The organism is Brevundimonas vesicularis (genome assembly GCF_032067225.1).
Classification (GTDB): domain Bacteria; phylum Pseudomonadota; class Alphaproteobacteria; order Caulobacterales; family Caulobacteraceae; genus Brevundimonas; species Brevundimonas vesicularis_F.
This window is the reverse complement of sequence record NZ_DAMBJX010000028.1, coordinates 1-12542: the sequence shown is the minus strand read 5'-3', so window position 1 is coordinate 12542 and position 12542 is coordinate 1. Positions and strand designations below refer to the sequence as shown.

Here is a 12542-nt window from a genome sequence, read left to right as displayed (position 1 = left end):
ACGCGGGCGCCTGTAACTCAGCCGACCTTGGCGCGGATGTCGCGCTTCGTCCAGCGGGCGAGCGCGGCGCGCAGGGCCTCGGCGTCCAGCGGCTTGACGATATGGTCGTCCATGCCGGCTTCCAGGCAGGCGCGTCGGTCCTCGGCGAAGGCGTTCGCGGTCAGGGCCAGGATCGGCGTCGTGTCGCCCGCCGCGCGGATGGCGCGGGCGGCGGCGGGGCCGTCCATGCCGGGCATCCGCATGTCCATGAAGACCACGTCGTAGCGCGCACGTTTCAGCGCCGCGACGGCTTCGTCGCCGGTGGCGGCCGTCTCGACGGTGCAGCCCTCGCGGCGCAACAGGGTGCGGGCCAGAAGCGCGCCGACGGGATTGTCCTCGGCCAGCAGGACGCGGATGCCTGCGAACTGAACGGGGGCGACGCGGTCGTCTTCGATCGGGGCGGCGCAGTGGGCGCTGGACTTGTCAGGCGTCTCGGCGCCGACGGCGGCCAGGACGCGCTCGGCCAGGGACGCGCGACGCAAGGGCTTGATCAGATAGCCGTGGAAGCCGACGGCGCGATAACGGGCGATCAGATCGCGTTCGGCCGGTTTCAGCAGGACGATCCCGCGACCGCTCGAAGGCAAAGCCGCCAGCGCGCCCGCCGGGGCGTCGGCGTGATCGACCAGGATCACCGGGGCCGCCTCCGCCACGACGCCGCCCGAGGCCTCGATCTGAGCGCGAGCCGCCGACAGGACAAACGGATCGACGGCGCGCACAGCGACCGTCTGGCCGCGCAACGGCTTGTCGCGCGCCACCGCGACGGCGGCGAAGGCGGCCTCGAAGCCGAAGCGGGCGCCCCCGCCGGTTGTGGCGCCATCGGGCCGGCTTTCGACCTTCACCGAGCCGTCCATGGCGGCGGCCAGTTTACGCACGACGGCCAGACCTAGACCCGCGCCATCCTGGCGGACCGCGTCGGAGCTGTCGGCGTGGCCGAATTCCTCGAAGATGCGTGTGCGCGCCTCGGGTGCGACGCCGGGGCCGGTGTCGTCGACCAGGAAGGCCAGACGCGGGCGCGCCGCGCTGCCGCCGACGCGCTCGACCGAAATGCGCACGCCGCCGGTTTCGGTGAACTTCACGGCGTTGCCCGCCAGGTTGAAAAGCACCTGACGCAGCCGGCCTTCGTCCGCCAGCACGTCGGGCGCGTCGGCGGCGACCGACCAGACGATCTCCAGCCCCTTGTCGTGGGCGCGCGGGCTCAGCAACTCGGCGACGCCGCGCACCAGACCTTCCAGGTCAACGGGCGCCAGGTCGAACTCCAGCGCCCCGGCCTCCAGCCGCGCATAGTCCAGCAGATCATTGACCAGACCCAGCAGATGTTCGGCCGACTGACGCGCGTTCTCGGCATAGGCGCGTTGGGCGCCGTCCAGCCGGGTCCGCTGCAACAGATTGATCATGCCGATCACGCCGTTCAGCGGCGTGCGCATCTCGTGGCTCATCAGTCGCAGGAACTGCTGGGCGGGGTCGACAGGCGCGCTCGTGCGCTCCTCAATCCGCTTCGTCGCCGTCCGTCGCGTCATGGCCGTCTCCCCCACGAGACAGAGCCTAAAGACCGACGGTTAAGGATGTCTCCACCATGCCACGATGGCCGTTTCACGCGCGCAGGAAGGGCGTCTGCTCGTCGTCGCCCTCGCGCAGGCCGAACCCTTCATAGCGCTGCGCCACACGGCGGTCGAAGTCGGCTTCGGCGCCGATGGTGGTGCGGCGGTAGATCAGGGCCTCGGCGATGTGGCGACGCAGAACGCCGGTGCTGCCGTCGAGGTCGGCGATGGTGCGGGCCAGGCGCAGGGTGCGGGTCCAGCCGCGCGCGGTCAGGCCGCCGGCCTCGCCCGCCCGCATCAGCAGCATCCGGCCCGCCTCGTCCGGCGTGGCGAACCGATCCAGCGTGCCGCCGGAGGCGCGGGCGTTCAGGCCTTGGGCGGCGTCCAGCCCGGCCTCGCGCACCCGGTCCTCCTGCATGGCGCGGGCGGTCGCCACGCGCGCCCGCGCCTCGGCCGTGCCCTCGGCGGGCGGGGGCAGGGCCATGTCGGCGGCGGTGACCGGCGGCGTCTCGACCGTCAGGTCGATGCGGTCGAACATCGGACCCGAGACGCGGTTCTGATAGTCGCGCTGACAACGCGGGGCCTTGCCGCACGCGCCGCGTCCGGCGCCGCCCATGCCGCAGCGGCACGGGTTCATCGCCGCCACCAACTGGAACCGCGCGGGATAGCGGATGTGGGCGTTGGCGCGGGCGACGACGATCTCGCCCGTCTCCAGCGGCGCCCGCAGCGAGTCCAGAGCCTGGGCCGAGTATTCCGGCAGTTCGTCCAGAAACAGCACGCCATTGTGCGCCAGCGACGCCTCGCCCGGCTTGGCGCGAAGACCCCCGCCGGTCAGGGCCGCCATCGAGGCGGAATGGTGCGGGCTGCGGAACGGGCGATCGCGGGTCAAAGCGCCGCGTTCGATCAGGCCGGCGACCGACCAGACCATTGAGGTCTCCAGCAACTCCTGCGAGGTCAGGGGCGGCAAGAGGCCCGGCAGGCGCTGCGCCATCATCGACTTTCCCGACCCCGGCGGGCCGATGAACAGCAGGTTGTGGCCGCCGGCCGCCGCGATCTCCAGCGCGCGCTTGGCGCTTTCCTGACCCTTGACCTCGCGTAGGTCGGGCACGGCCTTGCCGTCCGCCAGCGGTCCGGGCTCGGGCGCGCGCAGCACCTGGGTTCCCTTGAAATGGTTGACCAGACTGATCAGCGAGCGCGGCGCGAGGATCCGGGCGCCGCCGGCCCAGGCCGCCTCCGGTCCCGTCGCTTCGGGGCAGATCAGACCCAGGCCCATGGCGTCGGCGGCGACGGCGGCGGGCAGGGCGCCGCCGACCCGCGCGATCTGGCCGTCCAGCCCCAGCTCGCCGATGGCGGCCCAGCCGTCGAGCGCATCGGGCGCGATCACCCCCATGGCCGCCATCAGGGCCAGGGCGATGGGCAGGTCGAAATGGCTGCCCTCCTTGGGCAGGTCGGCCGGCGCGAGGTTGGCGATGATCCGCTTGGCGGGCAGGGCCAGACCGATGCCGGCGAAGGCCCCGCGCACCCGCTCCTTGCTTTCGGCCACAGCCTTGTCCGGCAGGCCCACGATGTTGAAGATGGTCGGCCCGTCATTGCCGATCAACTGGACCTCGACGTCCACGCGCCGGGCCTCGACCCCGTCAAAGGCGACCGTGACAACCCGCGCGACCATGTCGTTCTCCCACCTGAGATGGAGAACGAACCATGAACTGAAATCTAATTCAAGTGGCGATCACGCAACCTGTGCGGCGCGTTTAGCTTCGATGGCGTCCCACATCAGGGCCGTGGCGTCGATGCCGGTGAAGGCCTTCAACTGCTGGGCGCCGGTGGGGGAGGTGACGTTGATCTCGGTCAGATAGTCGCCGATCACGTCGATGCCGACAAAGATCAGGCCGCGTTCCCTCAGCGTCGGGCCGATGGCGGCGCAGATTTCCAGGTCGCGCGGCGTCAGCTCGACCGGCATGGCCGTGCCTCCGACATGCAAGTTCGAGCGCACCGCGCCCGCCGCCGGGACGCGATTGATGGCGCCGACGGGCTCGCCGTCGATCAGCAGGATGCGCTTGTCGCCCTTGGACACGGCGGGAATGAACTTCTGGATCACCAGCGGATCGCGGCTGCCGGCGGCATGGATCTCGATCAGGGCGTCCAAGTTGGGGTCGTCGGCGCGAAGCTTGATCACGCCCGAGCCGCCATTGCCGTGCAGGGGTTTCAGGACCACCTCGCCGTGCTTCTTGTGGAAGGCGTCCAGGGCGACGGGGTCGGCCGAGATCAGGGTCGGCGGTTGCAGGCCGGGGAAGGCGGTGACCATCAGCTTTTCGGGGGCCGAACGCACCTGGGCCGGGTCGTTGACCACCAGGGTCCGTGGATGCACCGTCTCCAGCAGATAGGTGGCGGTCACATAGGCCATGTCGAACGGCGGATCCTGGCGCATCAGGATCACGTCCACGTCCTCGGCCAGATCCAGCTTTTCCCAGTCGCCGAAGTCGACGTGGTTGCCGACCTCGCGCTGCACGGTGATCGGGCGGGCGCGGCAGAAGAGGCGGCCCTCTTCCAGCGCCAGGGTGCGGAAGTCATAGACCCACTGTTTGTGACCGCGCGCCTGGGCCGTCTCGGCCATCAGGAAGGTCGTGTCCCCGGCGATGTCGACGGCCTCGATCGGGTCCATCTGGATGGCGACTCTGAGGGTCATTGTTCTTGGGCCTATCGCGCGTCGCGCTACTTGAGGCCCGTTGAGCGCGCCGCGCTCCGGGCCAGTGGATGTTCGGTGTCGGTGCGGCGCTCAGTCGAGCTGACGCGCTTCCTCGGCCAACATGATCGGCACGCCTTCGCGGATCGGATAGGCCAGTTTGGCGCCCGCCGAGATCAACTCGTTGGCGTCGCGGTCATAGGTCAGCTTGCCACGCGTGACGGGGCAGACCAGCACCTCCAACAGGCGGGGATCGACGGACACGGGCGTATTGAAGGCGTCACTCATTTTTCTTGGCCTATCGCGCTGGCGCTAGTTGAGAGCTCTTTAGGGGGCTACCGCGCTTTGCGCTACTTGAGCCCGTCATTGCATGGACGGCGCGGCGTCGTCACCGCCGTCGGCGGCGTCGATGCGCATCAGGGCGGTCAGGGCCTCGGCGCGGGGCATCAGGCCCATGGCCTCCAGCAGAGCCTGTTTTTCGGCCGGCTCGAAGGGCAGGGCCATCGACAGGCTGTTGACCAGGGCCTCCATCGGCGCGGTCTCGGCCGTCTCCCAATCGATGTCCAGGAGCCGGTGCGCCATATAGGCGCGCAGGGCGTCGAGGAAGGCGTCGCGGTCGAAGTCCGGCTCCTCGGGCGGGGAGATCAGATCGTCCTCATAGGCCTCGAACGCCGCGCGGACCTGGCGATAGGGGGTCTTGGACGGCATCTCGGCGGCGATGCGGAAGCGCGACACGCCGGTCAGGGTGATCAGATAGCGCCCGTCGGAAGTCTCGGCGAAACTGGTGATCCGACCGGCGCAGCCGACCGGCGACAGGCCGGGCAGGGCCGGCGTGCCGCCCTTGGGCTGGACCAGACCGATGATCCGGTCGCCGGCCATGGCGTCGTCCACCATGTTCAGATAGCGCGGCTCGAAGATGTTCAGCGGCAGCTGTCCGCGCGGCAGCAGGATGGTCCCGCCCAGCGGGAACACCGGGATCACCTGGGGCAGGTCGAGGGCGCGGACATAGCCTTGAGGCATCACTTCTCCTTGGCCTATCGCCTTTCGGGCGACTTGAGGCCGGTGGTTTCGCGCTTACGAAAACAGAATGGACGACAGGCGGCGACGACCGTCCTTGGACACGTCCGAGGTCAGGCCCGCCGCCTCGAAGATGAACAGCAGCTGCTTGCGGGCCGCCTGATCGTTCCACTCGCGGTCGGCCTGGATGATGGCCAGCAGATTGTCGACCGCGCCCTTGAAGTCGCCGGCCGCGCTCTGGGCCTCGGCCAGGTCGAAACGCGCCTGATGATCGTTCGGATCGGCGGCGACCTTGGCCTCAAGTTCGGCCGAGGCGCCGGAAGGGGTTTTAGACGCCAGGGCCAGTTGGGCGCGCACGCTCTGGACCGTCGGCTCCTTGGAGTCCTGCGGCGCCATGGCGATGGTCTGGGCCGCCTGTTCGGGGTCGCCGCCCGCCAGATAGACCCGCGCCATGCCGGCGATCGCCTTCTCGTTCTCAGGCTCGATCGACAGAACGTGGGCGAAGGCTTGGGCCGCGCCGCCGAAGTCGTTCAGGCCCAGCGATTCCTCGCCCAGCTCCAGCAGTTGCGCCGTCTCGGTCGAGCCGCCCTGACCGCCGGTCAGCTTGTCGATGAAGGCCTTGATCTGACTGTCGGGAATGGCGCCCTGGAAGCCGTCGACCGGCTGGCCGTTGACGAAGGCGTAGACCGTCGGAATCGACTGCACCCGCAGCTGGCCCGCATAGGCCGGGTTGGCGTCGACATCGATCTTGACCATCTTCACCGCCCCCTTGGCGGCGCGCACGGCCTTCTCCAGCGCCGGGCCCAAGGTCCGGCACGGCCCGCACCAAGTGGCCCAGAAGTCGACGATGACCGGCTGATGTTTCGACGCCTCGATAACGTCGGTCATGAAAGAGGCGTCCGTGCCCTCCTTGATCAGGTCGCCGGCGGCGTCGGGGGTCAGGGTCGGGTCGAGCAGGGTCATGGGCGAGGTCCGCGCAGAGATCTGTAAGGTTCAACGGTTCAGATGGCGTCGGGATGCGTCGGCATCAAGCCGGGAAAAGGTCGCGCCGGGATTTCAGACGGTGGTCATGAAAAACACCGTCTAATTCGTCTAATTCGTCTGACTTCCCCCGCCGCTCGTCTGCCTCATTGTGCCGGACTTTGCGAGATGGGGCCTGTGCGGCAAGGTTCAAGCCGTTGGCGATGACGATGGTGTAAACGCAACGCTGCCGCGTCCCTCGCGACATTCCCGAAGTCCAACAGGATAGGTGCAGCGACCGCTCTGGCATCGCCGCTAACCTGTCTTCAAGCAAGCGTGCCGTATTCAGGTTGAATGCTGGACAACCAAAACAGCCCCATCAGAAAGCCGCTGCCGCTGGCGGAGCGCGCCGCCGGTCGCAGGGTGCGCTTTGGTGAGGTGGTGTCGAACGCCCTCAGCAATGATCGGAGGGTTGTGGCGGCCGCCTTCGCGCCCGTGGACACAAAACGCAGCGTTTCGGAGGGCATCGAAGGCGGAAGCACAGCCGTTATTCCCTTGGGCATGGTTCACGGCTTCTTGGCCTTTGTCGCGCTCTTCACGGGCGACTGGTCCAGTCTGGTCGTGCATGGGGTGCTGACGGGATTTGTGATCCTGGCCTATTACGCCATCGTGTATGGACGCACGATTTGGCCGATCTGTTTTGTCCTCGCTTGGCTCGTGGTGGAAATCACCTGCGGCCGGTGGCTGTTCGACTACAGAATGGGCGGTAGCTATATGAACATCTTCGCCCTGCCGGTCGCGATCCTTGGCGTTCGGGCGTCGTGGAGAAGGGCGCGCTTGGCGAAGATGTAATGTCGCGCAATCGGTTCAAGCGCCCATGGCTTCGAAATCCACCACCACCGGCTCACGCTCCAGCAGCGTCATCACGCGCCGGAAGGCCGACTGATCCAGGGCGGTGGTCGCGGTATTGGTCAGGGGGTGGAAGTTGACGACGGCGGCGTCCCACAGGCGCCGGTCCAGCACGAAGGTCACGCGGCGGTCGATGTCGTTGATCAGGCCTAGCGCTGTGACCGAGCCGGGGCGGACGCCCAGCGTTTCCCACATCAGCGTCTCGTTGCCGAACGACAGGCGGCCCGACCCCATGACGGCGGCGGCGCGTTTCAGGTTGATCACCGTGTCCTGACGCGCCGAGATCAGCCACAGGCGGCCTTTGTGATCCTTGAGGAACAGGTTCTTGGTGTGGGCTCCCGGCAGGTCGGCCTTGAGATCCAGCCCTTCCTCAACCCGAAAGACGGCCGGGTGGTCGTGGGTGACGTGATCCACGCTGTTCGCCTTCAGCCAGACGGTCAGGGTCTCGCGGTCGAAAGCGGGTGTGTCAGTCATGGTTGAGCCGTCGGGTTTCGGGCGTTAGGAAATGGTCATGGTCGATACCGTCAACACGCGCCCTCTGGAACTGGAATGCTATCCGATGACGGCCCGGCCGCCGGACCTCGTGCCCGGCCGCCAGTCGCGCAACTGGATGGACGCCTTCATCAGCCGCCACCCCTATCGCTGCCTGCCGCTGAACATGGCCAACACGACGGGGTGGGAAATCCTGTGCCCGTTCGGCTTCTCGGCCGAGTGGAACGGCGGTCCGCGCCAGGAAGACATCGTCATCACGCCGGATCGGCCCCAGCACGATCTGGCCCATTTCGTCACCTCGCACTTCTCGCGCGGGGTGCTGACCATGCATCCGCAATATCTGTTCCGCACGCCGCCTGGCTGGGGGATGATGTGCTCGGGGTCGCCCAACCATGTGAAGGACGGCATCCAGCCGCTGGTCGGCCTGATCGAGACGGACTGGCTGCCCTTCCCCTTCACGATGAACTGGATCTTCACCCGGCCGGGGCGGATCACCTTCGAGAAGGGCGAACCCTTCTGCTTCATCAATCTGATCGAGCACAAGAAGGTCGAACAGTTCCAGCCAATCATCCGCACGCTGGAATCCAACCCGGTGATGAAGGGTCAGTTCGAGGCCTGGAACCGCGCCCGCACCGACTTCAACCAGCGTCTGGCCGGCGGCGATCCGGATGCGGCCAAGGAGGCGTGGCAGCGCTACTATTTCAAGGGCGAGGTGCCGGAAGATCTGGGCACGGCGCCGGCGACCCACTCCAACAAGCGCCGGCTGAAGTCGCCGCGGGTGGGATGAAAGAAAAAGCCCCTCTCCACGCCGTGGAGAGGGGCTTTCAGCATCAGGCCGCCGGGCGGGTGACCTGCGGACCCAGGTTCTGGATCACCTCGCGGGCGTCGAAGGCGTTGGGGTCGTTGGCGGGTTTGGGGCCGCGGCCCAGGACGATTTCGGCGTTGGCCTCGAAGCGGTCGACCTGACGGACGTCGAAGTCGTTGACGCCCCACGGGCCGTAACGGTCCCACGGGCTCCAGAAGCCGCTGCGGTAGTAGCGCCACGACGGACCCCAATAGGGGCTGTAGAAGCGGTTATAGCCCGAATAGAACGGATCGGGCGTACCCACGAAGCGGGTGTCGCGGTCGGTGGCGCGGTTGACGGTGGAGAACCAGTCATAGCCGCTCTCGACCGTCAGTTCGGCCGAACGCAGCAGCAGCGACTGCTCGACCTGTTCGCGTGAGGTCAGCGAATTGCCCGAGAAGCTGACCCGGAAACGATCGTTCTCCAGGCGCTGCTCGGCATAGCCGCCACGCTGGCCGTTGAAGCCGGCGGGTTGATACGGGGTGGCGGTGGCGCAGGCCGCCAGGGCCAGACCAGCGGCGACGGTCACCGCCAGTGTCTTCAGGGGGAGGGTTTTCATGACATCAAACTCCTTGATCGCCCATTCGGGCGCTCTGACGGCTGAACGGAGCATGAACGAAGCCGTTCCCGACCACTGTATGGCGAAGCGTCGCGGCGTCTAGAGCCGAAGAACGATCAGCACGGCGGCGACCATCAGCAGCAGGCCGACGAAGACGCCGAAGCCCTTTCGAAAGCGTGGTTGCTGCATGCGTTGCGACAAGGCGGCGCCGGACAGGGCGTAGGTGCTCATCGACACCATATCCATGCCGATGGCCGCCATGGCGAACATCGCCATCTGCGGCGCGACCGGGCGGTTCACGTCGATGAAGGGCGGCAGGACGGCGGTGAAGAACAGGATAGCCTTAGGGTTTGCGATCTGGACGGCGAACCCGTCGATCAGGGCGCTTCGGCCTTTCTTAACGACGACCTCGTCGGGATCGGCGGCGGTGGCGAAGGCGCCGCGCAGCGCCTTGATCCCCAGCCAGGCGACATAAAGCGCGCCCAGGACGGCGATGACCGTGAAGGCGGCGGGGAAGGCCTTGACCAGGGCGCCGAGACCCAGGGCCGCCGCGCCGAACCACACCAGCGTCGCGGCGTTCATGCCCAAGACGCCGATCAGGGCCGAGGCGCGGCCCTTTTCAACGCCGGTCGCGACGGCGAACAGATTGGCCGGGCCGGGCGTGATCGCCATCACCGCCATGACGCCGAGGAAGGTCGAATAGAGGTGCGGATCGACGGGCAGGGCAGGCATGCGGCGCGATGTCGCTGGTCAGACGTATGGGGTCAAGACAATCTACACCCATAGGACTTCAAGAGCCCCTCCAGCGCTGCGCGGTCCACTCCTTCTTTCATGAGGAGATAAAGACGTTAGGCGGCCGGACGGGCGGGCGGCGCCGGCGGTTCGGGCGCTTCCGGGGCCTCGGGCGCTTCGACGCCCTCCTCGACGACGGCGTCGGCGGCCTGGTCCAGCGCGTATTGAGCGACCAGGCTGTAGGTCTCCATCTGCTCGGGCGTCGGATTGGTCCAGGCGCTGTTGCGGGCGATGCCTTCGGCGGTGACGACGCCCTTCTGCATCCCCTCTTCCATCGCCTGTTTGACCTCGGGGTCGTTCAGGGCGTCGGCGACAATGGCGTCGACGTCGATGTCCTTCAGCGCCTGGGCCGCCATTTCGGTGGCGTGTTTCGTCGTCTCGGCGGTGAAGGCGGCGACGTCGGGCGCATAGTCCGACCACAGGGCGGCGATGCGACGGCCGCGTTCGGCCTCGCTCAGGCTCTCGTCTTCGGAAATCGCCTCGGCGCGTTCGCCAAAGGTCTCCATGCGCGCTTCGAAGGCCTCGGCCGCGGCTTCCATCCGGGCTTCGGCGGCTTCAGCGGAAGCCGGAGCCGGCGTGGGCGCAGGCCCCGGGGTCTGCGCCAAGGCCGAGGAGAGGGGCGCGAGCGCCAGGGCGGCGGTCAGGCTGAGCAGGCGGATCATGGGACGGCTCCCGTTGAATGACCCGCGCAAACTCCGCCCTCAGCCGCCCCGTCTCAAGTGAAATCGCGGTAAGGCTCGGCTTACTGCGGTTGGGCCGGGGCTGCCGCGGCGGGCGCAGCGGCGACAGCTTCCTCAATCTTGGCACGGATCATCGCAGGATAGGCTTTGATCTGCTGAGCGGCCGCGCCCATCTGGTCGGCGGGCGCGCCTTGGCTGACCACGAAGGCTAGGAACTCGTCTGCAAACGTGTCGGCGTCCGCCTGATTGCGCGCCTGGATCGCGTCGAGGTCAGTCTTGGCCTTGGCCTTGTCGGCCTGAGTTGCTGCCGCCTGCATTTCTTCGGCCATGGCTTCCATACGTTCGCCGAAGGCTTCTCCTTTCGCTTCGAAGGCGGCTTCCTCGGGGCTGTCCGCTTCTTGGGCGGGCGCCGGAGCGGCCTGCGGCGCAGGGGCAGGCGCGGCGGCCTGGCCGGCGGCGAAGGCTGGAGTGGTCAGGGCCAGGACGGCGACGGCCGCGGCGGAAGACAGAAGGCGCATCGGAAACTCCACGACGGGCCGCCTTGCGGCCCCGAACGAGGCTGCATCCCAGCCCCGGCCGCACCCTCCTACAGTCCGGTCAGATTTCAAAGACCCGATAAGGCTTGTCGCCCAGGGTCTTCAGCACCGGCAGGGCGACATTATAGACGGGCGTGCCCTTGGTGGTGCGTCCCTCCGGGCCGCCGCGATGGGCGTGGCCGTGAACGACCAGACGGACATTGTCGTAGCGGTCGATGGTCTCGGCCAGGCGCGACGAACCCAGGAAGGCGTGGATTTCGGGCGGCTCGCCCATCACCGTCTCGACCACGGGCGCATAGTGCAGCAGCACGACCGAGCGTTCGGTGCGCAGCATGCGGATCGAGTTCTCGATCAGATTGGCGTCCTCGACCGCCTCCTGCACGAAACGCTTGATCGAGGCCTCCCCGAACGAGGAGAGCATGTAGCGGCCGAAGCCGCCGACGAACCCCTTGCCGCCCGCAAAGCCGACGCCCTCGATCTCATAGGCCTCGCCGGTCAGCATCTTGACCCCGGCGTCGGTCAGCATCTTGGTGACAACCTCGGGCTGGCCGCACTCGTGCTCATGATTGCCCAGCACGCCGACCATCGGGATTTTGCACAGCTTGAGATCCTCAAGCAGCCGCTCGACCTCGGGCGTCTTGCCGTAGTTGGTCAGGTCGCCGCACAGGCACAGGACATCGGCGTCGTCCGACACCCGCTCGAACAGGTCGCGGTAGCGATGCTCTGTGGTTTCGCCGACGTGAAGGTCGCCGACGGCGGCGACGCGCAGTTTCCTGCCGGGGCCGGGTTCCAGGCCGGGTTGGGTCGTCTGGGGATCGGGGACGGCGTCAGTCATGGCGGCTTGCCTTTCAGTGGCCCAGGTTGACGGGGTCGTGGCGTTCCTCCAGCCCCTTGCCCACCACGTCGCCAAAGCCCCACTCGGCGACGTCGGCGACATAGTCGCGCGGGCTGAACAGCCGGCCGCGACAGACCTTCACGCGCGGCGCCGGCAGATCGATCTGGGCCGTCAATCGCTGGACCAGCTCTTCCATCAGCCAGCGCGGAATCCGGTCGCGCTCGGTCGGATAGGCGAAGCGGAAGTTCAGCAGATGGGCGGCCAGCACTTCCCAATAGAGGTCCATCTGGTCCAGCAGGCTCTTCCAGTCGATGGCGTCGGACTGTTTCAGGATAACGTGGTTCACATCGGCCCCGTCATAGCGGTAGCGGTCCTGAATGAAGACCTTGGACAGGATCAGCGCTGTGGGCGGGGTGATCTGGACCTGATGGCCATAGACGGTGATCCGGTCCTCGCTGAACCAGCTGTCGGACACGGCGATGGTGCCGTTGGACATGGCGAAGATGACGTCGAAGAAGTGTTTCTCGTCCTTCCAGACCTTGGCGATCCAGCGCTCGTCCTCGACGTCGGTGCGGTAGCCGTGCTTCTGGAAGAAGGCCAGGATGCGGGGGTAGTCGCCAGGCTTGCAGAAGACGTCCAACTCCTTGGTCGGACGACG

At 67.4% G+C, this 12542-nt stretch carries 15 protein-coding genes; 2 read left to right on the top strand and 13 right to left on the bottom strand.

Features of this window, described 5'->3' with window-relative positions:
- Positions 1–17: 17 nt before the first annotated feature.
- The 6 genes from RT123_RS08980 to trxA form a co-directional block, all read right to left on the bottom strand.
- Positions 18–1556: a response regulator gene (locus RT123_RS08980; RefSeq protein WP_313008806.1), complete on the bottom strand. Its 1539-nt coding sequence runs from the start codon at positions 1554–1556 to the stop codon at positions 18–20.
- A gap of 73 nt (positions 1557–1629) precedes the next feature.
- A complete protein-coding gene (locus tag RT123_RS08975; protein WP_313008805.1) occupies positions 1630–3246 on the bottom strand; it encodes a YifB family Mg chelatase-like AAA ATPase in 1617 nt (538 codons plus the stop codon).
- Positions 3247–3306: 60 nt separating this feature from the next.
- On the bottom strand, positions 3307–4263 hold the full coding sequence (gene gshB / locus RT123_RS08970) for a glutathione synthase (protein ID WP_313008804.1): 957 nt from the start codon (positions 4261–4263) through the stop codon (positions 3307–3309).
- Between the two features lie 90 nt (positions 4264–4353).
- Positions 4354–4548 carry a Trm112 family protein gene (locus RT123_RS08965; RefSeq protein WP_055754657.1) on the bottom strand — a complete coding sequence of 65 codons (195 nt, stop codon included), beginning with the start codon at positions 4546–4548 and terminating at the stop codon, positions 4354–4356.
- A 75-nt stretch (positions 4549–4623) separates the two neighbouring features.
- Positions 4624–5280 carry an LON peptidase substrate-binding domain-containing protein gene (locus tag RT123_RS08960; RefSeq protein ID WP_313008803.1) on the bottom strand — a complete coding sequence of 219 codons (657 nt, stop codon included), beginning with the start codon at positions 5278–5280 and terminating at the stop codon, positions 4624–4626.
- A 54-nt stretch (positions 5281–5334) separates the two neighbouring features.
- On the bottom strand, positions 5335–6240 hold the full coding sequence (gene trxA / locus RT123_RS08955) for a thioredoxin (protein WP_313008802.1): 906 nt from the start codon (positions 6238–6240) through the stop codon (positions 5335–5337).
- Positions 6241–6591: 351 nt separating this feature from the next.
- Here trxA and RT123_RS08950 point away from each other — a divergent pair, with 351 nt between their 5' ends.
- Positions 6592–7089, top strand: a complete 498-nt coding sequence (locus RT123_RS08950) for a hypothetical protein (RefSeq protein WP_313008801.1) — start codon at positions 6592–6594, stop codon at positions 7087–7089.
- Positions 7090–7104: 15 nt separating this feature from the next.
- On the opposite strand, the gene RT123_RS08945 is transcribed toward RT123_RS08950, so the two are convergent.
- Positions 7105–7620: a prolyl-tRNA synthetase associated domain-containing protein gene (locus RT123_RS08945; protein WP_313008800.1), complete on the bottom strand. Its 516-nt coding sequence runs from the start codon at positions 7618–7620 to the stop codon at positions 7105–7107.
- A gap of 37 nt (positions 7621–7657) precedes the next feature.
- On the opposite strand from RT123_RS08945, the gene RT123_RS08940 reads away from it, so the two are divergent.
- The gene (locus RT123_RS08940; protein WP_156146787.1) at positions 7658–8425 is read left to right on the top strand and encodes a DUF6065 family protein; all 768 of its coding nucleotides are present in this window, start codon (positions 7658–7660) and stop codon (positions 8423–8425) included.
- A gap of 43 nt (positions 8426–8468) precedes the next feature.
- Here the strand turns inward: RT123_RS08940 and RT123_RS08935 are convergent, their stop codons facing one another.
- From RT123_RS08935 to RT123_RS08910, 6 genes are all read right to left on the bottom strand, one after another.
- Positions 8469–9041 (bottom strand): CC0125/CC1285 family lipoprotein, encoded by a 573-nt coding sequence (locus tag RT123_RS08935; RefSeq protein WP_313008799.1) that lies wholly within the window; start codon positions 9039–9041, stop codon positions 8469–8471.
- Between the two features lie 99 nt (positions 9042–9140).
- Complete coding sequence (locus RT123_RS08930; protein ID WP_313008797.1) at positions 9141–9773, bottom strand: LysE family translocator; 633 nt, start codon at positions 9771–9773, stop codon at positions 9141–9143.
- 116 nt (positions 9774–9889) lie between these two features.
- Entirely contained in the window at positions 9890–10495 is a 606-nt protein-coding gene (locus RT123_RS08925; RefSeq protein WP_313008796.1) for a hypothetical protein, read from the bottom strand.
- Between the two features lie 80 nt (positions 10496–10575).
- A complete protein-coding gene (locus RT123_RS08920) occupies positions 10576–11031 on the bottom strand; it encodes a translation initiation factor IF-2 (RefSeq protein ID WP_313008795.1) in 456 nt (151 codons plus the stop codon).
- Positions 11032–11110: 79 nt separating this feature from the next.
- Positions 11111–11884, bottom strand: coding sequence for a metallophosphoesterase (locus RT123_RS08915; RefSeq protein WP_313008794.1), 774 nt, complete (start codon positions 11882–11884; stop codon positions 11111–11113).
- 13 nt (positions 11885–11897) lie between these two features.
- Positions 11898–12542 (bottom strand): hypothetical protein (locus RT123_RS08910; protein ID WP_313008793.1); only part of this gene is annotated, 645 nt, incomplete at its 5' end.

Bases quoted from the DNA above. Each gene is read 5' to 3' on its own strand.
- RT123_RS08980 (WP_313008806.1), bottom strand. From the start codon at position 1,556: ATGACGCGACGGACGGCGACGAAGCGGATTGAGGAGCGCACGAGCGCG.
- RT123_RS08975 (WP_313008805.1), bottom strand. From the start codon at position 3,246: ATGGTCGCGCGGGTTGTCACGGTCGCCTTTGACGGGGTCGAGGCCCGG.
- gshB (WP_313008804.1), bottom strand. From the start codon at position 4,263: ATGACCCTCAGAGTCGCCATCCAGATGGACCCGATCGAGGCCGTCGAC.
- RT123_RS08965 (WP_055754657.1), bottom strand. From the start codon at position 4,548: ATGAGTGACGCCTTCAATACGCCCGTGTCCGTCGATCCCCGCCTGTTG.
- RT123_RS08960 (WP_313008803.1), bottom strand. From the start codon at position 5,280: ATGCCTCAAGGCTATGTCCGCGCCCTCGACCTGCCCCAGGTGATCCCG.
- trxA (WP_313008802.1), bottom strand. From the start codon at position 6,240: ATGACCCTGCTCGACCCGACCCTGACCCCCGACGCCGCCGGCGACCTG.
- RT123_RS08950 (WP_313008801.1), top strand. From the start codon at position 6,592: ATGCTGGACAACCAAAACAGCCCCATCAGAAAGCCGCTGCCGCTGGCG.
- RT123_RS08945 (WP_313008800.1), bottom strand. From the start codon at position 7,620: ATGACTGACACACCCGCTTTCGACCGCGAGACCCTGACCGTCTGGCTG.
- RT123_RS08940 (WP_156146787.1), top strand. From the start codon at position 7,658: ATGGTCGATACCGTCAACACGCGCCCTCTGGAACTGGAATGCTATCCG.
- RT123_RS08935 (WP_313008799.1), bottom strand. From the start codon at position 9,041: ATGAAAACCCTCCCCCTGAAGACACTGGCGGTGACCGTCGCCGCTGGT.
- RT123_RS08930 (WP_313008797.1), bottom strand. From the start codon at position 9,773: ATGCCTGCCCTGCCCGTCGATCCGCACCTCTATTCGACCTTCCTCGGC.
- RT123_RS08925 (WP_313008796.1), bottom strand. From the start codon at position 10,495: ATGATCCGCCTGCTCAGCCTGACCGCCGCCCTGGCGCTCGCGCCCCTC.
- RT123_RS08920 (WP_313008795.1), bottom strand. From the start codon at position 11,031: ATGCGCCTTCTGTCTTCCGCCGCGGCCGTCGCCGTCCTGGCCCTGACC.
- RT123_RS08915 (WP_313008794.1), bottom strand. From the start codon at position 11,884: ATGACTGACGCCGTCCCCGATCCCCAGACGACCCAACCCGGCCTGGAA.